The 26,111-nt window shown below is 61.4% G+C and carries 21 protein-coding genes; 10 read left to right on the forward strand and 11 right to left on the reverse strand.

From position 1 onward, the window contains the following. The first annotated feature begins 29 nt into the window (after positions 1-29). The 4 genes from bamA (at position 30) to HPO_RS03930 (ending at position 6,011) form a co-directional block, all read left to right on the forward strand. Positions 30-2,579 carry an outer membrane protein assembly factor BamA gene (gene bamA / locus HPO_RS03915; RefSeq protein WP_241767858.1) on the forward strand — a complete coding sequence of 850 codons (2,550 nt, stop codon included), beginning with the start codon at positions 30-32 and terminating at the stop codon, positions 2,577-2,579. Positions 2,580-2,677: 98 nt separating this feature from the next. Continuing rightward, the gene (locus HPO_RS03920; protein WP_035594691.1) at positions 2,678-3,484 is read left to right on the forward strand and encodes an enoyl-CoA hydratase/isomerase family protein; all 807 of its coding nucleotides are present in this window, start codon (positions 2,678-2,680) and stop codon (positions 3,482-3,484) included. Positions 3,485-3,611: 127 nt separating this feature from the next. Further along, the gene (locus HPO_RS03925) at positions 3,612-4,736 is read left to right on the forward strand and encodes an acyl-CoA dehydrogenase family protein (protein ID WP_035594693.1); all 1,125 of its coding nucleotides are present in this window, start codon (positions 3,612-3,614) and stop codon (positions 4,734-4,736) included. Positions 4,737-4,751: 15 nt separating this feature from the next. Continuing rightward, positions 4,752-6,011 carry an acyl-CoA dehydrogenase gene (locus tag HPO_RS03930; protein ID WP_035594694.1) on the forward strand — a complete coding sequence of 420 codons (1,260 nt, stop codon included), beginning with the start codon at positions 4,752-4,754 and terminating at the stop codon, positions 6,009-6,011. Positions 6,012-6,054: 43 nt separating this feature from the next. On the opposite strand, the gene HPO_RS03935 is transcribed toward HPO_RS03930, so the two are convergent. Beyond that, positions 6,055-6,648 (reverse strand): TetR/AcrR family transcriptional regulator, encoded by a 594-nt coding sequence (locus HPO_RS03935; protein ID WP_035594696.1) that lies wholly within the window; start codon positions 6,646-6,648, stop codon positions 6,055-6,057. Positions 6,649-6,738: 90 nt separating this feature from the next. Between HPO_RS03935 and HPO_RS03940 the strand changes: the two genes are divergently transcribed. After that, the gene (locus HPO_RS03940; RefSeq protein WP_035594698.1) at positions 6,739-7,575 is read left to right on the forward strand and encodes a metal-dependent hydrolase; all 837 of its coding nucleotides are present in this window, start codon (positions 6,739-6,741) and stop codon (positions 7,573-7,575) included. Between the two features lie 12 nt (positions 7,576-7,587). On the opposite strand, the gene HPO_RS03945 is transcribed toward HPO_RS03940, so the two are convergent. From HPO_RS03945 to HPO_RS03980, 8 genes are all read right to left on the reverse strand, one after another. Next, on the reverse strand, positions 7,588-9,375 hold the full coding sequence (locus HPO_RS03945) for a putative bifunctional diguanylate cyclase/phosphodiesterase (protein ID WP_051612244.1): 1,788 nt from the start codon (positions 9,373-9,375) through the stop codon (positions 7,588-7,590). Beyond that, a complete protein-coding gene (locus HPO_RS03950) occupies positions 9,375-9,938 on the reverse strand; it encodes a heme NO-binding domain-containing protein (RefSeq protein ID WP_051612245.1) in 564 nt (187 codons plus the stop codon). Before HPO_RS03950 ends, HPO_RS03945 begins: the two co-directional genes overlap by 1 nt. Before the next feature lie 140 nt (positions 9,939-10,078). Beyond that, positions 10,079-11,059: an NADPH:quinone oxidoreductase family protein gene (locus HPO_RS03955; protein WP_035594701.1), complete on the reverse strand. Its 981-nt coding sequence runs from the start codon at positions 11,057-11,059 to the stop codon at positions 10,079-10,081. Between the two features lie 80 nt (positions 11,060-11,139). Continuing rightward, positions 11,140-12,780: an MFS transporter gene (locus tag HPO_RS03960; protein ID WP_035594703.1), complete on the reverse strand. Its 1,641-nt coding sequence runs from the start codon at positions 12,778-12,780 to the stop codon at positions 11,140-11,142. Positions 12,781-12,850: 70 nt separating this feature from the next. Then, the gene (locus tag HPO_RS03965; RefSeq protein ID WP_051612246.1) at positions 12,851-13,177 is read right to left on the reverse strand and encodes an ArsR/SmtB family transcription factor; all 327 of its coding nucleotides are present in this window, start codon (positions 13,175-13,177) and stop codon (positions 12,851-12,853) included. Next, a complete protein-coding gene (locus HPO_RS03970) occupies positions 13,158-16,442 on the reverse strand; it encodes an efflux RND transporter permease subunit (protein ID WP_051612247.1) in 3,285 nt (1,094 codons plus the stop codon). Before HPO_RS03970 ends, HPO_RS03965 begins: the two co-directional genes overlap by 20 nt. A 6-nt stretch (positions 16,443-16,448) precedes the next feature. After that, positions 16,449-17,441: an efflux RND transporter periplasmic adaptor subunit gene (locus tag HPO_RS03975; protein ID WP_084324134.1), complete on the reverse strand. Its 993-nt coding sequence runs from the start codon at positions 17,439-17,441 to the stop codon at positions 16,449-16,451. Then, positions 17,428-17,787, reverse strand: a complete 360-nt coding sequence (locus tag HPO_RS03980; protein ID WP_035594707.1) for a rhodanese-like domain-containing protein — start codon at positions 17,785-17,787, stop codon at positions 17,428-17,430. Before HPO_RS03980 ends, HPO_RS03975 begins: the two co-directional genes overlap by 14 nt. 137 nt (positions 17,788-17,924) lie before the next feature. On the opposite strand from HPO_RS03980, the gene HPO_RS03985 reads away from it, so the two are divergent. Genes HPO_RS03985 through HPO_RS03995 form a run of 3 tightly spaced genes read left to right on the forward strand, consistent with a single transcriptional unit; the run spans position 17,925 to position 19,901 of the window. Continuing rightward, positions 17,925-19,196, forward strand: coding sequence for an NAD(P)/FAD-dependent oxidoreductase (locus tag HPO_RS03985; RefSeq protein WP_035594710.1), 1,272 nt, complete (start codon positions 17,925-17,927; stop codon positions 19,194-19,196). A 24-nt stretch (positions 19,197-19,220) separates the two neighbouring features. Beyond that, positions 19,221-19,676: a thioredoxin domain-containing protein gene (locus HPO_RS03990; RefSeq protein ID WP_035594713.1), complete on the forward strand. Its 456-nt coding sequence runs from the start codon at positions 19,221-19,223 to the stop codon at positions 19,674-19,676. 21 nt (positions 19,677-19,697) lie between these two features. Next, a complete protein-coding gene (locus HPO_RS03995) occupies positions 19,698-19,901 on the forward strand; it encodes a YgaP family membrane protein (protein WP_035594715.1) in 204 nt (67 codons plus the stop codon). Between the two features lie 13 nt (positions 19,902-19,914). Here HPO_RS03995 and HPO_RS04000 read toward each other — a convergent pair whose 3' ends face one another. Continuing rightward, positions 19,915-20,622 (reverse strand): TetR/AcrR family transcriptional regulator, encoded by a 708-nt coding sequence (locus HPO_RS04000; protein WP_206742118.1) that lies wholly within the window; start codon positions 20,620-20,622, stop codon positions 19,915-19,917. A gap of 112 nt (positions 20,623-20,734) precedes the next feature. On the opposite strand from HPO_RS04000, the gene HPO_RS04005 reads away from it, so the two are divergent. After that, entirely contained in the window at positions 20,735-22,987 is a 2,253-nt protein-coding gene (locus HPO_RS04005) for a TonB-dependent receptor (protein ID WP_035594892.1), read from the forward strand. A 10-nt stretch (positions 22,988-22,997) separates the two neighbouring features. Further along, complete coding sequence (locus HPO_RS04010; protein WP_162174002.1) at positions 22,998-24,407, forward strand: MFS transporter; 1,410 nt, start codon at positions 22,998-23,000, stop codon at positions 24,405-24,407. A 99-nt stretch (positions 24,408-24,506) separates the two neighbouring features. On the opposite strand, the gene HPO_RS04015 is transcribed toward HPO_RS04010, so the two are convergent. Beyond that, entirely contained in the window at positions 24,507-26,045 is a 1,539-nt protein-coding gene (locus HPO_RS04015; RefSeq protein ID WP_035594716.1) for a N,N-dimethylformamidase beta subunit family domain-containing protein, read from the reverse strand. Between the last annotated feature and the right edge of the window lie 66 nt (positions 26,046-26,111).

The raw sequence follows: 26,111 nt of genomic DNA on the forward strand, positions 1-26,111 counted from the left end.
ATATGCTTCCAGCCAGGAACTGACTGCCCGTGAAAAACAAGCTTCTGAGCCTGACGGCACTTTGCCGTGTTCCTTTCATTGCCTCCCTCAGCCTCGGCGCCGTTCTTCAGCCAGTGCTCCTCCCGGCCGCTCTGGCCCAGGAAGATCTGCTCGAAGGCACGGTTCGCACAATCCTTGTCGAGGGCAATCAGCGGATCGAGGCGCGCACCATCCAGTCCTATCTGCTGTTCGAACCGGGAGACAGCTTCAACGCCGAGCGCATTGACCTCTCGCTGAAGACACTCTTCGCAACCGGTCTGTTTGCGGATGTTGCCATCGACCGGTGGGGCAACGATGTCGTCGTGCGGGTTGTGGAAAATCCCATCGTCAACCGCATCTCGTTTGAGGGAAACAAGGCCCTCAAGGAAGACAAGCTCCGGGAAGAGATCCAGATTGCGCCGCGCAGTCCGTTTACGGCGGCGCGGGTGAGTTCGGACGTCAACCGCATGATCGAACTCTACCGGCGCTCGGGCCGCTTTTCCGCGCGTATCCGGCCTGAATACAAAACTTTGTCCCAGAACCGGGTGGATGTTGTTTTCGTTATCGAGGAGGGGCCGACCAGCGGTGTGCGCGGCATCAACTTCATCGGCAACAAGGAATTTTCAGACGCCCGCCTGCGCAGCGAAATCGTCACCCGGCAGTCCCGCCCCTGGCGCTTTTTCAGCTCCAACGACAACTACGATTCCTCCCGTATGGAATACGACCGCGAAAAGCTTCGCGAGTTCTATCTCGACAAGGGCTATTATGATTTCCGCGTTGCCTCGGCGGTCGCCGAAATGGCGCCGGGGAAGAATGACTTCTTCATCACCTACACGGTGGACGAAGGCGTGCCGTACACCTTCGGTGAGATCAAGGTTGAAACCTCGCTGGCAAAACTTGATGCGGGATCCCTGCAGCGGCTTGTGCCGATGGCAGACACCGACCCTTTCCGCGGCAAGATGATCGAGCAGACGATTGACTCGCTCACTTATGCGGCTGGCGTAGCTGGCTACGCCTTCGTGGACATTCGCCCCATCGTGAAGGCGGACCCTCAAACCCGGCGCGTGGACATCACGTTCGTCGTCGATGAAGGCCCGCGCGTCTATATCGAACGGGTCAACATCGTCGGCAATACCCAAACGCTGGACCGCATCATCCGCCGGGAACTACGCATTGCTGACGGCGATGCTTTCAACCGTGTACTGATTGACCGATCCCGAAACCGTGCCCGCGCGCTTGGTTTCTTCAAGAATGTGACAGTGGAGGAAACCCCCGGCAGCGCGCCAGACAAGACCGAAGTGACCTACACCGTCGAGGAACAGTCCACCGGCGAGCTGTCCTTCTCGGCAGGCTTTTCGTCTACGGACAGTTTCCTGTTTGATGTGGGGCTCTCGCAGGCAAACCTGCTCGGCACAGGGCGCTCTGCAGGCCTTGATCTCTCGCTCAGCCAGCGCCAGCAGATAGCCTCCTTCCGTTTCACCGAGCCGCGCTTCATGGACCGCACCCTGTCTGCCGGCCTGATGGGATGGCTGTCGAGCTATGACTATACCGACGTGTCTTCCTACGAATCCACCTCTTACGGCGCTGGTCTCAACATGGCGTTTCCAGTGGCTGACCGCACCCAGCTGGGGCTGCGATACCGGCTGCAATATGACAGCGTGAACATCACAGACCAGAACATCGTCATCGATACGGAGGGGAACCTCGTATCCACCACCGTGCGCGATGCGGATGGCACTGTCCGCTCGCCGGTACCGGGCGACATCACCGATCCCAGCCAGCTGGTCGTAGATGTATGCGACATCCGCTATCGCTTCCGCAGCTCCAGCTGTACCAGCGAGACCGAAGGTATTTCCTCCATTCTCGGCTATTCGCTGACATGGGATGGCACCAACGACCCAATCGAGCCAACGCGTGGGATGAACATGCAGCTCAGCCAGGATGTTGCGGGCCTGGGCGGCGATGTGCAGACCCTGCGCACGGAGGCCAATGCCACAGGCTATTACGGTCTCACGCCCGCTCTGCGCGCTTCGCTGCGTCTGTCGGCCGGTCATATCCAGCCATGGGGCGATGACATGACCGTGCGGATCAACAACCGCTTCTTCCGGGGCGGTTCCAACTTCCGGGGCTTCGATGTGGCCGGCATCGGCCCGCGCCAGGTCGTGCGTTATTATGATCCCGATACAGGCGAACAGGTGAGCATGGAAAGAGGGTCGGCGCTCGGCGGGAATTTCTATTACCAAGGCACGTTCGAGCTGACCGTGCCAAATTTCCTGCCCGAGGAATATGGCATCAAGAGCGCCTTCTTCGTCGATGCCGGGGGGCTCGGCAGCCTCTACGACCAGGACATCGTCGCCCCCATCGCCTATACGGATTCCACCACCGGTTATGATGCCATTCAGTATACGGAAACAGACGCGGCCTTCCGCGCGGCCACCGGCCTCAGCGTGATGTGGGACTCCCCGTTCGGCCCGCTGCGCTTCGACTTCTCCCAGGTGCTCCGCGCCGAAGACTATGACAAGAAGGAGACGTTCCGCTTCTCCACCACCACGCGGTTCTAGGCAGGCTTCCACTACGGCATGCTTCCCCGGCGTCCGGTCTGGACGCGTGGCCCCGGCGGCGCTTCACTCCGCCGGAAAACGGCAAGGGAGACCGGCTCATGACCAGGCAATATCAGGCGCTCATCCTCGATCAGCAGGGCGGCGTGCTGCGCATCACGATGAACCGGCCCGAAGCCCTGAACGCCTTGAACACCCAGATGGTCAGCGAGCTGCGTGAGGTATTCCAGAACCTCTACTACGACCGCTCGGTTCGCGTGGTGGTCCTGGAAGGGGCAGGGCGCGCCTTCTGCGCCGGGCTGGACCTGAAGGAATCCTCCAGCCGTCAGGGCGGCGGTACGCGGCGCACGCCGGAGCAGGGGCTCGACGGCCAGCGCGCGATTGCCGAAATCTACGTCGCCATGCGCCGCTGCCCTCAGCCGATCATCTCCATCGTCCAGGGATCAGCCGCTGGCGGCGGCTTTGCCCTCGCGCTCGCCTCCGACATCCGCATCCTCAGCGAAGACGCGCGCATGAACGCCGCCTTCATCCGCATCGGCCTTTCGGCTTGCGATATGGGCGTGTCCTATTTTCTGCCGCGCATGATCGGCATGTCGCTGGCCAGCGAATACATGCTGACAGGCCGCTTCATCACGGCCGAGCGCGCGATGCAGATCGGTCTTGCCAACCGCGTCGTGCCGCATACGGAGCTGCGCAAGGAAGCCGAAGCATTCGCCGAGGATATGCTCCACGCCACGCCCCTCGGCCTGCGCCTCACCAAGGATGGGCTCAATCAGGCCGTGGATGCCGGTGGGCTGGAAGCGGCCATGGCGATTGAGGACCGCAACCAGATCCTCACCTCCACAGACCCCAATTTCGCCGAAGGCATCGCCGCCTTCTTCGAAAAGCGAAAGCCGAACTATTCCTGACGCGCCTGTCTCTGCGGCATGGGTTGACCTGCCGCAGGGAGCGTCCTGAAACTCGCACCAATCATAAAATCGGGAGAAGGCGCGGGGCTTCGGAAGGCCTGCGCCTGTCAGAAACTGGAGGCCCTTCGTGAACCTGGATTTCTCGGACGAACAGAAGCAATTGCGCGAACAGGTGCGCCGCTTCCTGAGCGAGAACTGCACATCTGAAACCGTCCGCGCCATACTTGAAGGCCCGGAAAGCTACGACAAGAAACTCTATCAGGGCCTTGCCGAGCTGGGCGTTCTGGGCGCGGCGATCCCTGAAGAATATGGCGGCGTCGGTCTTGGCCATCTGGAACTCTGCGTGGTGGCAGAGGAACTCGGCCGCGTCCTGGCGCCGGTCCCGGTCTCCTCCTCGATCTACCTCACTGCCGAGTTCCTGATGCTCGCCGGCTCGGAAAAGCAGAAGGAAGCCTGGCTACCGAAACTTGCCGCAGGGGAAGCCATCGGCGCCTTCGCCTATGCCGAAGGGCAGGGCCGCATGTCACCGGCCAAGATCAAGACCACCGTCTCCGGCGGTAAACTGACAGGCACCAAATCTCCTGTCGCCGATGGCGATGTGGCCGATATCGCCGTGATCGCCGCGAAGAATGAAAAAGGGCAGGTCTCGCTCTATCTCGTCGACCTTTCCGGACCGGGCGTCTCGCGCGAAACACTGGAGTCGATTGACCCGACCCGCAGCCAGGCGCGCCTTTCCTTTGACGGCGCGCAGGCGGAACTCCTCGGCGCAGAAGGCGACGGTTGGCACATTGCCAGCCAGGTGCTCGACCGCGCCGCCGTCCTCATGGCGTTCGAACAGGTCGGCGGCGCAGACCGCTCCCTCGAAATCGCCCGCGACTATGCGCTGGAGCGTATGGCGTTTGGCCGCCCCATCGGCTCCTTCCAGGCGATCAAACATATCCTCGCCGATATGTATGTTTCGGCGACGCTCGCCCGCTCCAATTGCTACTATGGCGCCTGGGCGCTGAACTCCGGCGCGGCCGAATTCCCGGTCGCGGCCGCCACAGCCCGCGTCTCGGCCACCACGGCCTTCCAGCACTGCGCCAAGAACAACATCCAGGTGCATGGCGGCATGGGCTTCACCTGGGCGTTTGACTGCCATCTCTATTATCGCCGGTCCAACGCGCTGGCCGTCGCGCTCGGATCGCTGTCGACCTGGGAAAGCCAGCTGATCGAACGCATGAGCGCCGGCAACGCCGAAACGGCCGCATAAGGGGAGGAAAGAGACATGGATTTCAAAGATACACCTGAAGAAGCCGCCTTCCGCGCCGAAGTCCGCGCCTGGATCGACGCCAACGCGCCCAAGCACCTGCTTGAAGAGCTAAAGAATGCCAGCTTCGCGTCCAACGGCGTGGTGAGCGAAGACCCCATCGCTGCCGGTAAGGCCTGGCAGAAGAAGAAGGCAGAGGCTGGCTGGGCTTGTCTTCACTGGCCGAAGGAATATGGCGGCGGCGCGCGCACCCCTATTGAGCGCGTGATCTGGGGCCAGGAAGAAGGTCCGTATGCAGCGCTTACCGGCGTCTTCACTATCGGCCACGGCATGTGTGGCCCCACGGTGATGTCCTGGGCCAGTGAAGAGCACAAGCGCAAGCTGTTGCCCCCGCTCGCCAGCGGCGAAACCGTCTGGTGCCAGCTTTTCTCAGAGCCCGCCAGCGGCTCAGACCTCGCCGGCCTGCGCACCCGCGCTGTGAAAGCCGAGGACGGTTCGGGCGACTGGATCATCAATGGCCAGAAAATCTGGACCAGCGGCGCGCAATACTCCGACTGGGGCCTCCTGATCACCCGCACCAACCCCGATGTACCCAAGCACAAGGGCCTCACCATGTTCTTCCTGGACATGAAGAGCCCCGGGGTGGAAGTGCGCCCGATCAAGCAGGCCAACGGCCAGTCGAGCTTCAACGAGGTCTACTTCACAGACGTCCGTATCCCCGATTCTCAACGCCTCGGCGAAGTAGGACAGGGCTGGGAGGTGTCGCTCACGACGCTGATGAATGAGCGCCTGTCGATCGGTTCGGGCATGTCCACCGGCTTCCCGGAACTCTTCCGCTTCTGCATGGAAGCGGAAATTGACGGCGAACCTGCTGTGAAGGATTCGGGCGTGCGGTCCAAACTGGCCCAGTTCGCGGTCAAGCAGAGCGGCCTGAAATACACCGGCATGCGCGCTATTTCCGCCCTGTCGAAGGGCGAGATCCCCGGCCCGGAAAACTCCATCGGCAAACTCGTCGCCGGCGCCACCATGCAGGAACTCTCGATGTTTGCGCTCGACCTTCAAGGCGAGGCCGGCGTGCTCTGGAATGAGGAAAGCCCCCAGCAGGGCCGTTTCCAGGCCATGCTGATGCGCTCGCCCGCTACCCGTATCGAAGGCGGCTCGGACGAGATCCTGCGCAACATCATCGGCGAGCGCGTTCTCGGCCTGCCGGGCGATATCCGCGTCGACAAGGATGTTCCGTTCAAGGACATCCCGACGAGCGGCCGCAAAAAGAAGTAAGCTATCCTTGCCGTCCCGTCAGCCCTTGTCGCGGGCGGGGCGGTCAACTCTTGCTGAAATCGGATTCCAGCAGCTTCACGGCAATCTGCCTGGCTCTGTCAGAAGGCTTGCCCAACAGTTCGCCCAACGTCGGCCCGAAGAGGCCCACGCCGATCGCCAGGATCACGCTGATGAGGATGGAATCCTCCAGCTGCGCTTCGGAAAGTTCCGGCTGATTGATCTTCTGGCGGATGATCGTTTGCACCGCTTCGCGTACGGTGCGCAGCCTGCGGGACTCGTCCGTCAGTTCGAGCCAGGCGGCCAGCCGCGCAGCCCCCTTGCTTTCAAACGCATCAAACAATTTCTGAATCGCAATGCCCCGCGCCGCCTTTGGGTCTGCCGGCAGGTCCATTTCGAGCAGTCCGCTTACCAACTCCCCGATCATCTTTTCCATCAGCGCGCTTTGCACGCCGTCGATGGTGCCGAAGTGATGCAGCACGGTGGCATTGGCTACGCCCGCAGCTTTGGCCACATCCACCAGCCGCAGCGATTGCGGCCCCTGGGCCACGAGCAAATTCTCGGCCGCGATCAGGATGTTCTCGCGCGAGGCTTCCGGGGACCGGCGGATCCTGGGCGTCTTGGTCTTATCTATTGACATTTTTGTCAGTAACTGCCATTCTCAATCGTCAAGGCAGGAGCTTACGGGCTAACTGCCGCTCCTGTCAGCAATATTTGCGAGACCAGACTGATGAAACGCTCTCCTGAAGATGTGACCATCCAGCCCCGTGACATCCGTTTCAACGTCGAACCGGCCCGGTCCGGCTACTGGATGGACGGGGATCCGGTGGCCACCGCCATCATGAACACGCTCTCGCTGACCTTCCCGGATGGCGAGCGCCTCTTCATAGATGCGGTGCGCGCCTACAAGGATCAGCTGAGCGGAAAGCTTGCCCAGGATGTGAAGGATTTCATCGCGCAGGAGGCCATCCACTCGCGCGAGCATCACCTGCTGAACAAGGTCATTGACCGCAGCAAGTATCCCGTCGACCGCGTAGACGCAGCCATCCGGGAACGGATTGCCTTCTCCCGAGAAGGCGGCCCGATGCGTATGTTGATCGCTACCATCTGCCTTGAGCATTTCACCGCCATGCTCGCCGATATGCGTGCGCTGCATACTGACATGTTCAGCAAGACCGATCCCGAGATCGAGCGCATGTGGCGCTGGCACGCCATGGAAGAGACCGAGCATAAGGCTGTCACCTATGATGTCTTCATGGAAGTCACCAAGGGATGGTCACCCTTCAAACGTTATTTCCGCCGCTGCATGGCAATGGCGCTCATCAGCTATTTCTTCACCCGCAACATCGCTACCTATTCCACCTGGATGCTGGAAGCTGACGGCTACACGCCCGAAGAGGCAGAGAAAGCCGTAAAGACCTTCCTCTGGAAAAAGCCAGGTTTCTTCGCCCGCGGCTGGAAGATCTGGATCAGCTGGTTCAAGCCGGGCTTCCATCCCTGGGATCACGATAACCGTGCCCTGATGGACGAATGGCGCAGCGAGTTTGATCTGGTCGCTGCCGAGTAAGCGCCCGCAGGCTCAGGCCGTTCGGCGAACATCCTCGCCAGGGCAAGGGCCTGCACCGGCCTTATGAGAAGCCAGATATCCCAGCAATTGGTTTTGTGTCAGCGCGCGTGAGAAGTGAAAGCCCTGCAGGTAAGGCGCGCCCATATCTGTCAGAACCTCTGCCTGCTTCGCATTCGAAACGCCTTCCACCACGCACTCAACATCCAGGCTCCGGCACAGGGTTACCAGCGAGCGCATGATGCTGCTGGTCGCGCGCCGGTTGGTGACGCCCAGAGTGAAGGAGCGGTCGATCTTCAACCGGTCAATCGGCATCTTCTGGAGATAGGCGAGCGAGGAATAACCTGTCCCGAAATCATCAAGTGCAATCCGCACCCCCATTTCGGAAAACATCGCGAGGCATTCCAGAACGCGGGTGAAGTCCTGCATGATGGCGGTTTCGGTGATTTCAAACATCAACCGCGTGGGCGGAAATCCGGACCCCCGGATGATCTCCTGCAGCAGCGCCGCATTCTCGCTTGATGCCAGGTCGAGCGCCGACAGATTGAACGATAGCTGCACATCGTCCGGCCACATTCGTGCGTCCGCGAGTGCTTTGCGCAGCAGGATCCGCGTCAATCGGCAGACCGCGCCGTTCTGCTCGGCAGCGCGAATGAAGACGTCCGGCCGGATGGGGCCGAGTACCGGCGATGTCCAGCGCGCCAGCGCTTCAACGCCCGTCGCCTTCCCATCGCGTGCACGGATGATCGGCTGATAGACAAGATGGAATTCGTCATCTGCCGAGTCCCGCAAACCCTGTTCGATTGCGGACTGATACCGGATCTGGCGTTCATGCTGGCAGGTGAACAGAACAGGCCGCCCGCGATCACTGTGCTTGGAATGATAAAGGGCATAGTCCGCCCGCTCGAACAGCGTTTCTGCCGTATCGCCGGCTTCGGGGAAGGAGGCAAATCCGATGGACGCGCCGATTCGCGCCACGCCCTCTTTCACCTCGAACGGTTCAGCCAGGGCTTCGCAGATCTTCTGACCGATCGCCAGGATCTCGGCCTCCTGACTTGCCTCGGTGAGGATGATGCCAAATTCGTCGCCGCCCAGCCGTCCCACCACGCTGTTGGGGCCAGCGAGGGCGCGCACGCGGGCGCCGCTCTGGAACAGCAGCTGGTCGCCTGCGGCATGGCCGAAAATATCATTGACGCCTTTGAAGCCGTCCAGATCGATGACACCAACCGTGAGCGGAGTATCGTCCGCGCGCGCCACAGCAAGCAGCTGTTCCAGCTTGCGGAAAAAGCCTCGCCGGTTGGTCACGGAGGTCAGCGGGTCCATGTGGGCAAGCGCGTCAGCTTCGGCTGATTTTTCCCGCAACTCTTCTACCAGCGCCTTGGCGTCCTGCAGCAGTCCCTTGCGCAGATGCGACGCGACCAGCAGGTCAAGCGATCCATCTGCGGGAGAGAAATCGCTCATCGTCAGCTGCAGGCTGCCTTCGTCTGCATTCACATCCGGCACATGCCCGACAAGTAGATAGATTGCCTCTGCATTGCGCACCACGATGCCCCGAAGACGAAAGTGGTTCTTCCCGGAGCGGATCATCAGCGTCACTTCGCGCTGGTCTGTCAGTCCTTGGGCAGCGGTGACGCGCCGCGGCGTTTCCACGGCAAAGGTCTCGAAAAACGGGCGGCCTGTCACGTCCCGGTCCAGAAGCCGCTTCAAGGAAGGGCCAACCGCCGAAATATTTCCTGTCAGGTCTAACTGTACATAGGCAGGAAACAGGCGCTGGAAATGTTCCTCGTTGAGGGTGAAGGGCATCAGGCGGCGCCCTTCATTTCTGTTTTTTTGTCCAGGCAATGCAGGGTGAAGATATCGCCTTCCGGCGTTGACGTGTGGCTGACATGGCCAGCTTCGCCGAAATGATCCATCAGCCCGTCCAGCAGCCCCTCGACGAAAGAAGTCAGCCCCGTACGGTCAGACGTATAAAGAATATCGATCCGGCCATTCTCGTTCCGGAGCATTTCAAACGAGGGCATGCGCGATGCGGGCATGGTAGTGTGCACGGACGCATGCATCCGGTTGAGGTTCGACAGGAACGTGGCGAGTTGGTTACCGCCGACCTTGAACATTGAGCCGTAGGAAGAGTGGGCCGTGTAGCCGATCCAATACCGCCCAAATCTTTTCAGAAGATCTTCCTGCGCCAGTCCGGAAATTCTGGTGACCGCATCAAGCAGCGCAAACGTCACGTCGTCCGAATAGTTCTGGCAGCTGATGAAGTTCTCTCCATCGAGATGGGCCTGCTCCAGAACATTCCGCCACGCTGCCTCGCCCAGGGTTTCGATTACCATGCTGCGAGCCGCCGTATGCACCATGCCGTACATGTGTTGCGAACCTTGATGAGAATTCTATTTTAGCGATCACCTGTATACCGAAGTGGAGAATATCTGTTTCCATACGGAGCCGAAATTGACGTGCCCGCGTTAAGCTTTGTTTCACTATTCAATGGGCGGGCGGAGCCCTGTCAGTCTCCCGCAATTTTCAGAACTACCTTGCCAGTCCCTTGCCCGGAAAGGGCAAATACCATCGCCTCGCCAAACTCGGCAAAGGGGTAAACCCGGCCAACTGGCGGTTTGATCTTGCCTTCGCTGGCCCATTGGGCCAGCTGGTGCAGGTCTCCAATTGCGCGCTTGGTCTCGTATTGCAGATACTGGCGCACATCTACGCCCAAAAGGGCCGCGCCCTTCATCAGGGTAAGGTTTGAGGGCAGGGCAGGGATCGGCCCGCCCACAAAGCCGACCACCAGATGCCGCCCACGCCAGGCAAGCGAGCGGAACGCTGGCTCGAACAGCGGTCCACAAACCGGATCAAGGATCACATTCGGCCCCTTTCCCTCGGTCAGCGTCTTCAGCCGGTCGCGCCATCCCTCCGGGGACGTATCAATCGCCAGGTCGGCGCCATGGGCCAGCGCGAATGCCCGCTTCTCTTCCGTCGACGCCGCCGCGATCACCCGCGCGCCCAGCGCCTTGCCCACCTGAATGGCCGCAGAGCCAACGCCCCCGGCCGCGCCGAACACCAGCACAGTCTCGCCTTCGGCCACCACGCCCCGGTCCTTCAGGGCATGCATCGCGGTGATATAGTTCAGCGGCAGGCTCGCCCCTTCGGCAAAGCTCAGCGCATCTGGCAACTTCACCACCATCGGCGCGGCGGCCACGGCATAGTCGGCAAAGCCCTTGCCGGTCATCGTCATCACGCGGTCGCCCGGCGCCAAATGGGCAACGCCCTCGCCAACCGCCTCGACCGTTCCGGCCACTTCCTGGCCCGGCGTGTGCGGCACCGGCGGTTTCACCTGATACCGGCCCAGCGCCACCAGAGAGTCGACATAGCCAACCCCGCACGCAGCCACCCTGATCAGCACCTGGCCCGGTCCAGCCGCCGGCATGTCCACATCCTTCAGGCGGTAGCTTTCCAGGGACTCCAGCGTATCGGCGACGGCAGCTTTCATCGGTCAATCTCTCCTTCAGGTCTGCCACCGGTCAAAGCATGGCAGGGCGCGCATTGGCCATACCCGACGAAGGGGAAACCTCAGGCGGGCCGCGTCGGATCGCTGGAGGTCGGCGAGGCAAGTTCCGGATCATAGGTCACGCTCGTCACCTGCCGTTCCAGCATCCGGTGAACTTCCGGTGGCCAGCTGCCCTGATGCAGCGATTTGATGATATTGTTGCTCACATCATCGGCATGGGTGCGCCGCTCATTGTGCAACACATAGTCCAGCCAGCGGGCAAAGCTGTATTGCTCGATCCATATTTCGGCATCTCCCAGATCCCGCACCAGAGACCATGCCCGCGCACCATCGCGCAGGTGAATGCGGCGGCGCTCGTTCATCGTGGCCAGAAAGCGCGGAATATCGGCCTCGCGGATGCGATACTTCGCCGAAACATGCACCGGCCCGCTGCGTGGCTCCACCGGCACCTGTGTTTCCGGCGCGCGCCAGCGCCCCGTCAGGTCAAGGTTGAGTTCGTCCACCTGCGGCAGGCGCAGGAACAACCCGGCAAACAGGCTGATGGATTGCACCGCCGCCATGGTCAGCAGCGCAGCGGTTACCCCATGGCTCTCCGCCAGCTGCCCGGTGATCCAGCTTCCCACCGCCATCGCCCCGAACACGGCCATCTGGTAGAGCGACAGGGCCCGCCCCACCACCCAGCGCGGCGCGGCCATCTGCACGGTCACATTCATCGTCGCCATCGACAGCAGCCAGCCCGATCCGCAGATCACGAGGCCAAACACCGTCAGCGGCAGCCAGCGGCTCAGCGCCACGATAATGACGCCGGCAATGATCGCGCAGATCGTCATCCGCAGCACGGTCTCGGCCGTGAACTTCCGGCGCAGGCGGCTGTTGGAGAGCGCGCCGATCACCGCGCCGATGCCGAAGGCGCCCGAAAGAATACCGAAGGTGATCGCGCCCCCGCCCACCAGATCTTGCGCCACCAGGGGCAGCAGGGAGAGTGCAGCGCTCGCCGCAATGCCAAACAGGGCCGCCCGGGCCATCACCTGCCGGATCGGCGGCGACATCGACACATAGCGCACCCCTGCGCCAATCGCAGTGCGCAGGTCTTCCTTCAGCGCGGGTTTGGCAGGCTTCACCGGCTTCCACGCCAGCAGCACATAGATGATCCCCAGATAGCTCACCACATTCACGGCAAAGGCTGCGGCTGCGCCTGCGGCCGCCACGATGGCCCCGCCCAGCGCCGGGCCAGCCGTGCGCGCAATGTTGAAGCCCAGGCTGTTCATCGCCACGGCGGCGGCAATCGTCTGGCGGGGCACAATATCGCCCACCGTGGCCTGCCAGGAGGGCGCGTTCAGCGCAGTCCCGCAGCCCAGGAGGAAGGTGAAGGTCAGCAGCAGCCAGGGGCTGAGCCCGCCCATGAAGGCAAATACGCAAAGCACCGCCGAAACCGCAAACATGTAGAACTGCGAAACCAGCATCACAGTGCGGCGCGGAAAGTTGTCCGCAATCGCGCCAGACAGCAGCGACAGGATCATGATCGGCAGCGTGACGGAGGCCTGCACCAGCGCGATCTGTGTCTCGCTGCCGCCAAGCTGCACCATCAGCCAGGCCGCGCCGACGCTCTGGATCAGCCCGCCGAATTGCGAGGCGATGTTTGCCACCCAGATGCGCTTGTAGAGCGGAATGGAAAAGGGGTTGGGGGCGGGCGCGTCAGTCATCGGAAACAATCTGGATCAATTATCCGATGGTGGAAGTGATCGCCCCTTGGCGCAAGGGTCGGAGGCCAGCTTATCCGTTCGCGCCGTAAAACCCGCAAAGCGTGTCGATAATGTCCTGCGCGATGCCGGGGCGGCAGCGATAATAGATCGTCTGCGCGTCCCGCCGGCTCTGAACAAGGCCCGCCGCCCGCAGCTTGGCCAGATGCTGGGACACGGCAGACTGGCTCTGCCCGGTCAGCTCGGCCAGCTGGTTCACCGGTAATTCCCCTCCGGCCAGAGCGCACATGATCTTCAGGCGGGTCTCGCTGGCCATCGCCTTCATCACTTCGGCTGCCTCCTGAACGCGGCTCGAAACGATGGTCAGCGCCTCATCCTTCTTACGTCTGCTGAGGGGCACCTTCAGTGTCTCCTGTGTCCGAAACTGTCCGGATTTGTCCAGCATCTGTCCGCTCCGGGCGCCAGTCTGGCCCGCGAATGGCAATGTAAATCGCCGGAATGACCAATACTGTCAGGGCAGTAGACGAGGCGAGCCCGAACAGAAGCGAAATTGCCAGCCCTTGAAAAATTGGATCTGTCAAAATCACCGCCGCCCCGATCATGGCGGCCAGCGCCGTCAGCACGATCGGCTTGAACCGGATTGCGCCTGCCTCCAGCAACACCTCTTTCAGCGGCTTCTCGGCGTCTGTTGTGTGGCGGATAAAGTCCACCAGAAGGATGGAGTTCCGCACGATAATCCCGGCCAGCGCAATGAAGCCGATCATCGAAGTCGCTGTAAATGCGGCGCCAAACAGCCAATGCCCGATCATGATGCCGATCAGGGTGAGGGGGACAGGCGTGAGGATAATCAGCGGCACCCGGAAGGTGCCAAACTGGCCCACCACCAGAATATAGATCCCCAGCAGCGCCACGCCGAATGCCATGCCCATGTCCCGGAAGGTCACATATGTCACCTCCCATTCCCCATCCCACAGCAGCGTTGTGCCCGTTTCATCTGCCGGCTGCCCATAGAGGCTCACCGCTGGCATCTGGAGGCCCTCCGACGCCCAGTCGAATGCCTTTATCCGGTCCTGAATCTCGAACATTCCGTAGATCGGCGCTTCGTAACGCCCGGCCAGTTCACCCATCACCATGTCGGCAAAATGCCCGTCCCGCCGGAAGATCGTGGCGGAGCCCGCCTCCTCCCGCACCTCAACCAGTTCGCCGAGTTCGATGGGAACGGCATCTGTCCCGGCCAGCTGGCGAGGCACGGGAATGGCGGCCATCTCCTGGGTCCAGCTGCGCTGAGACCGGGGGAGATAGACACGGATATTCAGCGGATCACGGCCTTCCCCGCGCGGGCTCACGCCCACGGTCTGGCCGCCAAACGCCATGCCGATGGCGTCCAGGATATCCTGCTGCAGAACTCCCGCATCCGCTGCGGCCGGCTCATCAATCCCGAAGGTCAGCCGCGGTGCCCGGTCACCCATGGAGTTGTCCACATCCACGATGAAATCGGTTTCCTCGAAGAACCGCTCGATAATCGCAGCCGTCTGACGGCGCACTTCGGGCGTGGGGCCATATATCTCCGCCATCAGGGTAGAGATCACCGGCGGACCCGGCGGCACCTCCACCACCTTCACCTTTGCCCCTTCGGGCAGCGGCACAGCCAGAAGCCGCTCACGCAGGTCGAGCGCAATGTCATGGCTCGCCCGCTTGCGGTGTTCCTTCGCCGTCAGGTTCACCTGAAGATCGCCCAGTTCCGGGCTTGCGCGCAGGAAGTAATGGCGCACGAGGCCGTTGAAATTGAACGGCGCCGCCGTGCCCGCATAGGCCTGGATCGTTGTGATCTCCTCGACCGGGCCAATGGCATCTGCCAGCGCAAACAGGGCGCGTTCAGTGTCCTCCAGCGCGGCGCCTTCGGGCAGGTCCACGATCACCTGTATCTCGGACTTGTTATCGAAAGGCAGCAGCTTCACCGGCACCGCCTTTGTGGCAAACAGCGTCAGCGACAGGAGCGTCGCCACACCGACAAGCCCGAGGAAAATCCAGGCATTGCGTTTCGACGCCACGATCGGCGCGGCCACCCGTCCATAAAACCGGCTGAGGCGCGTCTCGCTGTGCACGCCGTCATGCGCGCCATGCAGCGGCGCCTTGCCGGCAATCTTCATCATCAGCCAGGGCGCAATCCCCACCGCTACGAAGAAGGAGAACAGCATCGCCGCCGAGGCGTTCGCCGGGATGGGCGCCATATAGGGCCCCATCAGTCCGGATACGAACATCATCGGCAGAAGCGCGGCAATCACGGTCAGCGTGGCGATGATGGTGGGGTTGCCAACCTCGGAAACAGCCTCAATGGCCGCCTGAATGCGGGTGCGCCCATCTTTCATGGCCCAGTGACGGGCAATATTCTCAATGATCACGATCGCATCGTCCACCAGAATCCCGATGGAGAAGATCAGCGCAAACAGGCTCACCCGGTTGATGGTGTAGCCCATCATCAGCGAGGCGAAGAGGGTGAGCAGGATGGTCGTTGGAATGACGATCAGCGTCACCAGCGCCTCGCGCCAGCCGATGCTGAACGCAATCAGGACGACGATGGAAATGGTTGCAAGGCCAAGATGGAACAGAAGTTCGTTGGCTTTGTGGTTGGCCGTTTCGCCATAGTCGCGGGTCACCTCGACATGAATGCCCTCCGGGATCAGATTACCCTTCAGGGCTTCTACCCGGTGGAGGATTGCTTCGGAAACGACCACGGCGTTGGCGCCCGGCCGCTTGGCCAGCGATACGGTAACCGCCGGCGCAGCGCTGAAGGTTCCGTCCTCGCCCTGCAGCATTGTCCATACGCGCGCGTCCGTTTCCGCGCCGGTTACCTTCACATTCGCCACATCGCTCAGATACACGACACGCCCACCCGCGCCCCGGATTTGCAGCCGCTCCAGTTCGTGTACGGCGTTGATGCGGTCGCCCGCCTGCACGATCAGGGAGTTGCCATCCTGATGCGCCCGGCCAGAGGGCAGGGCCCCCGCCGCGTTCTGCACGCTCTGCACAAGGTTTTGCAGGGACACGCCCTGCGCCGAAAGCGCCCGGATATCGGGCTCAACGCGAAGCTCCAGAGGGCGCCCGCCGATCACATCGGTGATGCCGACATCCGTGACCTTCACCAGCTCATTGCGCAGTTCGTCGGCCAGCATCCGCAGCGCGGTATCGTTCCACACATCGCCGGTCGATGCATCGGGAGAAATCGTCAGCGTCACGATCGGAACGTCATTGATCCCGCGCCCCACCACCAGCGGCATCGGCACGTCATAAGGAATGGAATCAAGGTTCGCCCGGATCTTTTCATGCACGCGCAGGATCGCATTGTCCGCATCGGTTCCGACATCGAACCGGGCGGTCACCATCGCGGCGTCATCCTGGGTCTGGGAGTAGACATGGTCGACATCCGGCAGCGCCAGAATGATGCTCTCCAGCGGCTTGGTCACCTGTTCCACAGCATCCGCAGCCTTAAGGCCGGGCGCGGACACCAGGATATCCACCATGGGCACGGAAATCTGCGGTTCTTCCTCCCGCGGAATGGTCAGCAGGGCGATCAGGCCGACAGCCAGCGCAGTCAGCAGGAAAAGCGGCGTCAACGGCGACCGGATGGTCGACCGTGTAATGGAGCCCGAAAGGTCCGGTTTCATCTGCTTCTATTCCGGTTTCTGGATTTTATCGCCGGGCCGCAGGCCCGAGAGTATTTCATACTGGCCCGTATCGTCCACCAGCGGCGCGGCCAGCGCGACAGGGGCGTCCACAAAGCGCTCCCCCACGGCCACGCGCACAAAGTCCACCCCGAAGCGGGTCGAGACATATTCCTTCGGAATGCGGATTGCCCGGCGCTCGCCCACGGGGGCGAGAACATCCACGCGCTCCCCGAACAGCGCTGTCAGTCCACCTTGCACCGTTGCATCGGCAATGACCGACCCCTGACGAAGTTCGGGATAGACCCGCACAATCGTGGCCGTGCGGATATCATCCGAGCGGGAAGGCAGGCGCAGCGAGATCGTCTCGCCTTCGGAAATCGTGGCGGCATGGCGTTCCGGCAGGGCAAGCCGCACGATACCGTTCACGGTGGCAAAACTGGCAAGAACCTCACCGGGAGAGACCACCGACCCCTGCACCACATTCACATCGGTCACATGCGCGTCTGCCGGTGCCAGAATGCGGCCTTCGGCTTCGCGGGCGGAGAGGGCCCGGCGTTCGGCTTCTGTTGAAGCCAGGCTGCGCCGCAGCACGTCCAGCGCTGTGCGTTCCTCGTCCAGCCGGGCCTTTGGATAAAATCCGCGGGCGAGCAATCCTTCATTGCGCGTCAGGTCTTCCTCGGACTGGCGGATCTGGGATTTCAGCCCTTCGATCCGGGAAGAGAGAGACGCCAACTGCGGGGCGAGGGTGTCATCCGTCACGATGGCGACCACTTCGCCGGCCTTGACGATCTGCCCCTCCACGACGTTCAGCCGCGTCACCACGCCTTGCAGGCGCGAGCGTGCCGTTGCCGTGTCGCCCGCCTCAATGCGCGCGATCACAGGGCGATAGTCCACAACAATCGATTCCTCGACGGTCAGCGTCTGGGCACTCGCCTGGCCCGAAATGGCCAGCGCGGCGATGGCTGAAACAAAAAGTGTTCGCATCTCAGTAACGGCCATGATCCTCGACCGCTCCGGTCGCTGGGTTGATGGAAACGCAAGGCAGTCCGGCAGATTTCCAGGCGCCGATACCGCCGGCCATATGGGCGGCTTCTGCGCCGGTTTCGGCCAGAAACTTGTCGAGGGCCATGCGCGAGCGTTTGCCCGATCCGCACTGGAAAACGATCTGGCGGCCCGGATTTGCGGGAATTGCCCGGGCGTCGAAGGTCGACAGCGGATGGAGCAGGGCGCCGTGGATGCGCTGGTTTGCAAATTCGGCAGGCTCACGAACATCGATCAGCAGCACGTCTCCGCGTTTCAGCGCGTCAAACACCGCTTTGGGATCAAGGTCTCTCGGGTCGCTCATGATTGGTCTCCGTAAGCAGGCTTTCGGGATGGTTTGTCACAACCTCAATTTTCCATCTTGAGCCATAAGCAATAATACGTATTTTATAAAACAATAAAATACAATTATCTTTCAAATCAAGATGGGAGCGCAGGAAAATGGCTAAAATCGTCGTTCTGGGGGCCGGCCTTGGCGGTGTCATCGCCGCGTATGAAATCCGTCACGCTGTCGGGCGGGAGAGTAGCGTGGCCGTGATCAACGAGACGGACTTCTATCAGTTCGTTCCCTCAAATCCCTGGGTTCTCGTCGGTTGGCGAGAGCGCAAGGATATTGTCGTCGATCTTGCCGGTCCGATGAAGAAGCGGAACATTGATCTCATCGTTGGCAAGGCAGAACGGGTCGAACCGGAAGCCAAGCGTGTCCGCCTCAGCGATGGCCGGTTTGTCGACTATGACTATCTCGTCATTGCAACAGGTCCGGAGCTTGCCTTCGACGAGATCGAAGGGCTCGGGCCAGCCGGGTTCACCCAATCGGTCTGCCATATCGACCATGCCACTGCGGCCCACACGGCGTTTGAGAAGTTCTGTCAGGACCCTGGCCCTGTCATCGTCGGCGCGGTTCAGGGCGCGTCTTGCTACGGGCCCGCCTATGAAACCCTGATGATCATCGAGACAGAACTCCGGAAACGGAAGATCCGCGACCGCGTTCCGATGACCTTTGTAACCTCCGAGCCCTATATCGGCCATCTGGGCCTGGATGGGGTCGGAGACACGAAGGGCCTCTTGGAGAGTGAAATGCGCGAGCGCCACATCAAGTGGATCACCAATGCGCGCGTTGTGAAGGCCGAGGCCGGCAAGATGACGGTCGAGGAGGTCAATGAGGATGGCAGTGTGAAACAGGTTCACGAACTGCCGATGAAATATTCCATGATGCTGCCCGCCTTCAGAGGCGTCAAAGCCGTGCATGGTATTGAAGGGCTCACCAATCCGCGCGGCTTCATCCTGACGGACAAGCATCAGCGAAACCCGAAATATCCGGAAATCTTCGCCATCGGCGTCTGCATCGCCATTCCGCCGGTCGGCAAGACGCCGGTGCCGGTGGGCGTGCCCAAAACCGGCTTCATGATCGAGTCCATGGTCACAGCCACCGCCCGAAATCTTGCTGACATTCTGGAGGGCAACGAACCCACCCATGAGGCGACCTGGAACGCCATTTGCCTTGCCGACTTCGGAGACAAGGGCGTCGCCTTCATCGCTCAGCCCCAGATCCCGCCGCGCAATGTGAACTGGTCTGGCTCGGGCGGCTGGGTCCATACTGCAAAAGTCGGGTTCGAGAAGTATTTTATAGGGAAGGTGAAAGCCGGAAAGGCAGAGACGTTCTATGAGAACGCTGCCCTGGCGCTCATCAAGACCCACAAGCTGAAAGGCTGAAGACGCCTTCAAGGAGAGGCAGACATGGCAGAAGACAGAATGATCGTGTGCCTGGCGTGCAGCGCGGTGAACCGCGTGCCGGAAGGCAAATCACTCACCGCAGCGAAATGTGGCCGGTGTTCAGAGGCGCTGGCAACGCCGCAGCCGGCTGACATCACGAACGACCAGATGCGACTGCTTGAGAAGAAGGACACCGGGGCATTTGTCGTGGACCTGTGGGCGCCCTGGTGTGGTCCCTGCCGGATGATGGCGCCGCACTATGCAGCGGCTGCCGAACATCTTCAGAGCGATGTGCGCTTTTACAAGATCAATACCGATCAACACCCCGATGCCGCCATTCGCCTCAATATTCGCGGCGTGCCAACGCTGGTCGCCTGGAAGGGCGGCCGGGAAGTTTCCAAACAGGCGGGCGCGCCCGGCGGCGCGGCGCTCGAGCGCTGGGTGCGAAGTTTGTTCGGTCTCGCGCCTTCGCCTAACTGATCCCTCAACGGAGCAACTGAAATGAACCTTGATCGTGCTGTTCTCGCTTTTGCTGGCTGCGTTGTGCTTGCCAGCCTGGCGCTCGGATATTTCGTCTCGCCCTACTGGTTCCTGCTGACGGCCTTCGCCGGCCTCAACATGTTGCAGGCTTCCGTCACGGGCTTCTGCCCGGCGGCGATGATCTTCAAGATGGTCGGCGTGAAGGAAGGCTGCGCGTTTAAATAGGCGCCGGCAGCCTTCAGTCTCTCAGCTGCCGGTAATGCGTCGCGATCATCTTCGAGACGTCCGTGCAGATCTGACGCGCGTCGCGATGGGGTTCCTCGAGCACCATCTCCATGGCGCTGTAGGCCAGTTCGGTCGTCAGGCGCGCGCTGGCAATCAGGCGCTCGCGCGACGCGGGATGGCCTTGCGCCTTCATGGCGTCGGCGATGCGTTCAGCCACCATGTCGCTGGAGGCAAGGCGCACTTCCCGCAGGATGGGGATGGCTCGCAGGGCCCTCAGCACAAAGATGTTTCCGGGGAACTGCCGGGTGATGTCGTTCACCCGTTCCTGCAGGCGCACATTGCTGGCCACTTCTTCTTCCAAGCTCTTGGTTTCCAGCCCGCCCTCGGCGATCCAGTCCAGCACCGCCTGGTCCTGCAGCGCCATGAGCCGGTCGCCCAGTTCGCGAAGAATGGCATATTTGTTCGGGAAGTAGCGATACAGGGCGGGGGGCGACAGCCCCGCCCGGCGGCACACCAGATTGGTCGACAGCCGCTCCAGCCCCACCTCGTCCAGTAACCGCCCGGCCGTGTCGAGGATCAACTCAAACGTGTCCTGCGCGCGAGCCTGCTGCGGTTGCTGCTTGGTGGCGGTCTCCACCTGCATGGGATCGGCCACCTTGCGAGAGGTCGTTTTCTTGGCGCTGCTCATTTCCTCGGCGTTCCCCACGCTGGCTGTGCTCATTCTGCACACATATAGGCTAAACATCATGAAACGGTAATTAAAGCTATTGTAAAAGTGCTAGTGATCGCTATCCAATCGCCTCCGAATAGGGATGGAAGAAAAGGATTCTGCGATGAGATCTCTTTTGATCGGAACCGGGGCGGTCGCCCTTCTCTGGACCGGCAGCGCGGTAGCGCAAACCGAGGAGCCTCAGGAAGACGCCTCGGCGCGCCGCCTGGAAAGCATTGTCGTGACCGCGCAGAAGCGGTCCGAAAACGTTCAGGACGTGCCGATCGCCATCACGGCGCTTTCTTCCTCAACGCTGGAAAAACAACGCGTTACAGACGTTACCTCGCTCGATAACCTCGTTCCCGGCCTGCGCATCGCGGCAGCGGACGCGGCTGCCAACCCGAAGATCTTCATTCGCGGCGCCGGTCTCAACGATTTCAACCCGACCTCGTCCAGCGGCGTCGGCCTGTATGCGGATGGCGTCTATATCGGCTCGCCGCTCGCCCAGTTCTCCACATTCTATGACCTTGACCGCGTCGAGGTTCTTCGCGGGCCGCAAGGCACGCTCTATGGCCGCAACACCACGGGCGGCGCGATCAACGTCATCTCCAAACGCCCGACCTTCTCGCCGGAAGGGTATGCCTCCATCGAAGCTGGGAACTTCGGCTCCGTTGAACTCAACGCCGCCTATGGCGGGCCGATCGTTGGCGACAAGCTCGCTTTCCGCATCGCTGGCCAGTATGCCGAAGATGATGGTTTCAGCACCAACGCCGTCACCGGCAACAAGGTGAACAATACCGAGCGGTATGCCGTGCGCGGCTCGCTGCTCTACACGCCAGATGACCTCACCGACATCCTGCTGACCGTCAACACCTTCGCAAACCGCGGCGGCGCGGTGCAGCCCAAATCCCGCCAGCTGTTCCCCGCCGATCCTTCGGCAGCTGGCCCGGACGGCGCCTGCGCGCCGGCCTTCTTCCGCAGCGGCCTCTGCACCGATGCCCTGGGCTTCGCTGACACGAGCGGCGACCCCTACACGATCACCTCCGATGTTGAGGGCAAGGACAAGGTTGACCTCTGGTCGGCCGCGCTGACCATCGACCGCGAGATCGGTGACCTCACGCTCACCTCGATCACCGCCTATCAGGATGTCGAGCGCAGCGCGCATGAGAACACCGACTCCAGCCCGCTGCAGATGCTGGAAGCCTTCTACAACAACACCCAGGAACAGTTCTCGCAGGAACTGCGTCTTGCCTCCGATGGCGAGCGCCTGAAATGGGTCGTGGGCGGCTACTATATGAAGGATACGACCACCAGCGACAGCGCCTATGACATCCTGCGCATTCTCCGCCCGCTGTTCATCACGCCGGAAAACCCAACCGGTGTCAGCCCTGAAAACTCGGTCATCTATCTCGGTTATCCGTACACGCAGAAAACCGACACCTACGCCATTTTCGGCCAGGCTGATTATGAACTTGCGCCGGGTCTCATTCTTACAACCGGCCTGCGCTGGTCGGCGGATGAAAAGTCGATGGATTATTCCACGTTGGCCGAAGGCGTTCTGCCGGTCTTCAGCTATCAGGCTGACAAGACCTTCAGCGACTGGTCCGGCAAGATCGGTCTGAAATATGACCTGACAGACACGACCAACATCTATGCCAGCTACAGCCGGGGCTACAAATCCGGCGGCTTCTTCGGCGGCAATGCAGACAGCCCGGAACAGATCGCCCCCTACGAGAACGAAACGGTCAACGCCTATGAGATCGGCTCCAAGAGCGATCTGTGGGATAACCGCCTTCGGATGAACCTGTCCGGTTTCTATTACGACTATCAGGACATTCAGGCTTACTCGACCGTTGAGCGCAATGGCCTGACGGTGCAGGTGCTCGATAACGCTGCAGGCGCCGAGATGTATGGCGCGGAAGCCGAGTTCACCGTGATGCCGATCGAGAATCTCGATCTCTCGCTCGGCCTTGCCTGGCTCCATGCCGAATATGGTGAGTACAACTCTCTGGGCGACGACTATTCAGGCAATCAGATGCCCCAGGCGCCTGAGTACAGCCTGACCAGCCGCGCCGCCTACGCCATCAATACCAAGACGGGTGTGGTCATCACCCCCAGCATCGACGTGTCGTATCGCTCGAAAGTCTATTTCGACAGCACGATGCGCGAACGCCTCTCTGATCCCGAGCTCTGGCTCGTCGGCGCAGAGCTTTCGGTGATGTCGCCTGATGGCAGCATCGAAGCCGGTCTCTGGGGGCGCAATCTGACGGACGAGGCCTACCTCACCTCCGCCAACCCCATCGACAGCCTCGGCGTTGACCTGCTGACCTACTCCCGTCCGCGCAGTGCGGGCCTCTTCCTGCGCTACCGCTACTGATATGGCGCTGATGCCGACAGCGGCCGGACCGGAGGAGGCGCTGCCTCCCTCCGTGTCCGTGCCGGGCGCCCGCAAGCTGGATCGTTCCGCCTGGTCATGGGCCACCTACCAGGCAGGGCGAGACCCTTATATCGGCCTCGTCAATGGCTTTCTCTTCGCACCTTATTTCGCAACCGTGGTTGTGGGCGATGGCGTGAATGGGCAGGCGATGATCGCCCAGATGGGAATGATCTCGGGTCTGACGGTTGCTTTCATTGCCCCGGTCATCGGGGCAACGGTAGACACCCTCGGTCCCCGCAAGCCCTGGCTTGCCCTGATCACGCTGATGGTCATCCCTCTGATGATGTCGCTCTGGTTCGCGGCGCCCGGCGGCGCGATCCTCTCCCCCTGGATTGTCGTTGCCATCCTGGGGCTGATCTCCATTCTCCTGTCCTGCGGGGAGGTGCTTTTTTCCTCCATGCTGCCCTATGCCGCCACGCCGCGCATGCGGCCCATGGCGTCGGGATGGGCCTTGTCTCTGGGCAACGTCACGTCGATTATCCTGCTGCTATTCATCCTTCTGGCGCTGATGCTTCCGGAAAAGCCGCTTTTTGGCCTTTCGAAGGAAGCGAGCGAGCCCGACCGGATGGTGCCGATCCTGGTCGCGCTCAACTTCGCTCTCTGCGCCATTCCGCTTTTCCTGTTCAGCAAGGATGCAGCAAAGTCCGGCGGCAAGGCCAATGCCGCTTCCGTCAAAATGGGCGTCGGTTCGCTGGTCTCTCTCATCCGGAACTGGAAACAGAATTCCGATGCGATGATCTATCTGCTCGCCCGGACGCTGGCCCAGGATGCGGGCGGCGTTCTGCTCATCCTCTGCGGCGTGTACGCTGCCGGGGTGATGGGGTGGGGCGGCACGGAAATGCTCGTCTACGGACTGCTTGGCTGTGCGGCCGGGCTGATCGGAGGCGTGCTCGCCGGCTGGCTGGATGAAACCTTCGGCCCGAAGATCGCTTTCCAGATAGAGATTGCCGGCTCCGTGGTTGGCTTGATCGGGATCATCGGGGCGGCGCCTGCGCAAATCCTCTTCATGCCGGTCACCGATCCCCAGCCTGTGTGGAATGCGCCGATGTTCTCGACACTTCCGGAACTTGTCTTCGTATTTTTCGGCTTTTCCGGCTTCGTGTTCCAGATTGCGGCCTGGTCTTCCAGCCGCACACTGCTCACGCGCCTGGCGCCTGCCTCCCAGATGGGCGCCTTCTTCGGTCTGGCCGCACTGGCGGGAAACTCCACCAGCTGGCTTGGCCCGATGCTTGTCGGCATCTTCACGGCTGTCTTCCATTCGCAACAGGCGGGTTTCGTCCCCGTCACCCTCCTGTTTGCGGCAGGGTTCCTGCTGCTCTTCTTCGTGAAGGGCGGCGGCAAGGAACCCGACCCGGCCTGAGTTTCCTCCCAGCCATCTAGGATTCAGGCCAAAAGAAAGGCGCGGAGGCTGTCCCCTCCGCACCTTTTGACTTTTGTACTTAAGCGGATGAACCGGCGATCAGGCTTTCGTCACACCAAACCGCTTCATCACATTGTGCGTGATCACTTCAACGAACGGGTCTTTCGCGGCAAGGCCGTGAGCCCATTCGGTAGTGCCCGTGTTGAACACTTCGCCTTTGCCGCGCTTGAAGCTCGCCAGCATCGCATGGCCGCGCAGAACGCGCTGCTGCATGGCGGGGGAGGGATCGCCATAGATCTCCCCGGCAATCACATCCAGCTTCTCCGGCGGGATCATCGGCGCATAGCCGCTGGTGGGATCTTCGCCCAGCGTCACCGGGGCAATGCCGATGATTTCGAGGTTCTCCGGAACGCCGCCTACAGTCAGGGACTTGGGCAGGCCATCGGTGCCAAACTCGAACAGGCACCCGTCGCTTTCATAACCGATCAGCGGAACCTCGCCGCCCAGAATGTCGCCATAGAACAGGTCTGTGCCTTCCAGAGCCCAGTGCTTGTCATTGTAGATCGTGAACCCCGCCGACCCGCGCGAGACGCACATGCCAAGCCGGTGATAGCCGCCGAAATTGAAGCTCAACCCTGTGATCTCGGCTTCGGGCGCGTTGAAGGCCCGGTGTGACCAGAGATGCGTTGCCAACTCTGCCGGCACATCCTCTGCCTCAAAGCCTTTCCATTTGTGGCATACATAGGTCTTGCCATCGTCTTCCCAGCGTACCTTCCAGAAGCAGGTATTGCCAGAGAGGATCGCCGCAAAGCCACCGCCATCCACAAACCGTTCCACCTGCGCCCGCTCATTGCCAGACCAGTATTCGGAGTGTCCCACGAAGAAGGCGGACGTATAGGCCGACAGCAGATCAGGATCCGTTTCCAGATCATAATCGGTCACATAGTCGAACACATAGCCTTCTTCTTCCGTCCACGCCGCAAAGGCATGTTCCCATTTGTTGAGGAAGCCGGCCGAGCCGTCATAGGGCGAGATGCGATGCTTGCGCATCCAGACGGGGTCCGCCGTCCAGGGTTTTTCCTTGAAGCCCCGCGAGCGCATGTTGATCAGGCGCGGGGCATCTTCCGGCGCCGCAATGATCATCTGCGTGAACGGGCGCTGGGTGGAGGAAACGCCGATCGCCTGATCCATTGCCTGGTCAAAGGGCACGGTGCCGGTCATCAGGCCGGTCACGTTAGAATAGGCGTTCGCTCCGCCCCACCAGTTGTAGGAATGATAGGTGTTCGTCGCCAGCACCAGCACCGCCTTTGAGCCCGCCATGCCTTTGGCGGGCTTGATGCAGACGAAATGGTGGGTCTGCTCTCCGGCTGCATCAGTCAGCGCGATGTCGTAATAGCCGGTGCGCCAGTCTGCACCCGTGGTCACTTCCAGCGCCACCGGCCAGCCGCATCCGTGGCGGTCAGCATCGACCGGTGCCGGGTGGTGGCCCGCCGCGATCCCGTCCTGCGTATGAACAATCTCGCGCGCCTTCCCCACGCGGGCGATCTCCAGCCGGCAAGGGCCGTTCTCCACGCTGATATGGAGGGCGAATGTCTCGCCGGGGTGAAGGCTCAGGCGGTCAGTATAGCAGGCCAGCATAGGGGGCTCCCATCAATCTCTACGGATTAATGGTAGCCATCATTACCATATGCGCAAGCGCAATCC

The organism is Hyphomonas polymorpha PS728 (assembly GCF_000685315.1).
Classification (GTDB): Bacteria; Pseudomonadota; Alphaproteobacteria; order Caulobacterales; family Hyphomonadaceae; genus Hyphomonas; species Hyphomonas polymorpha.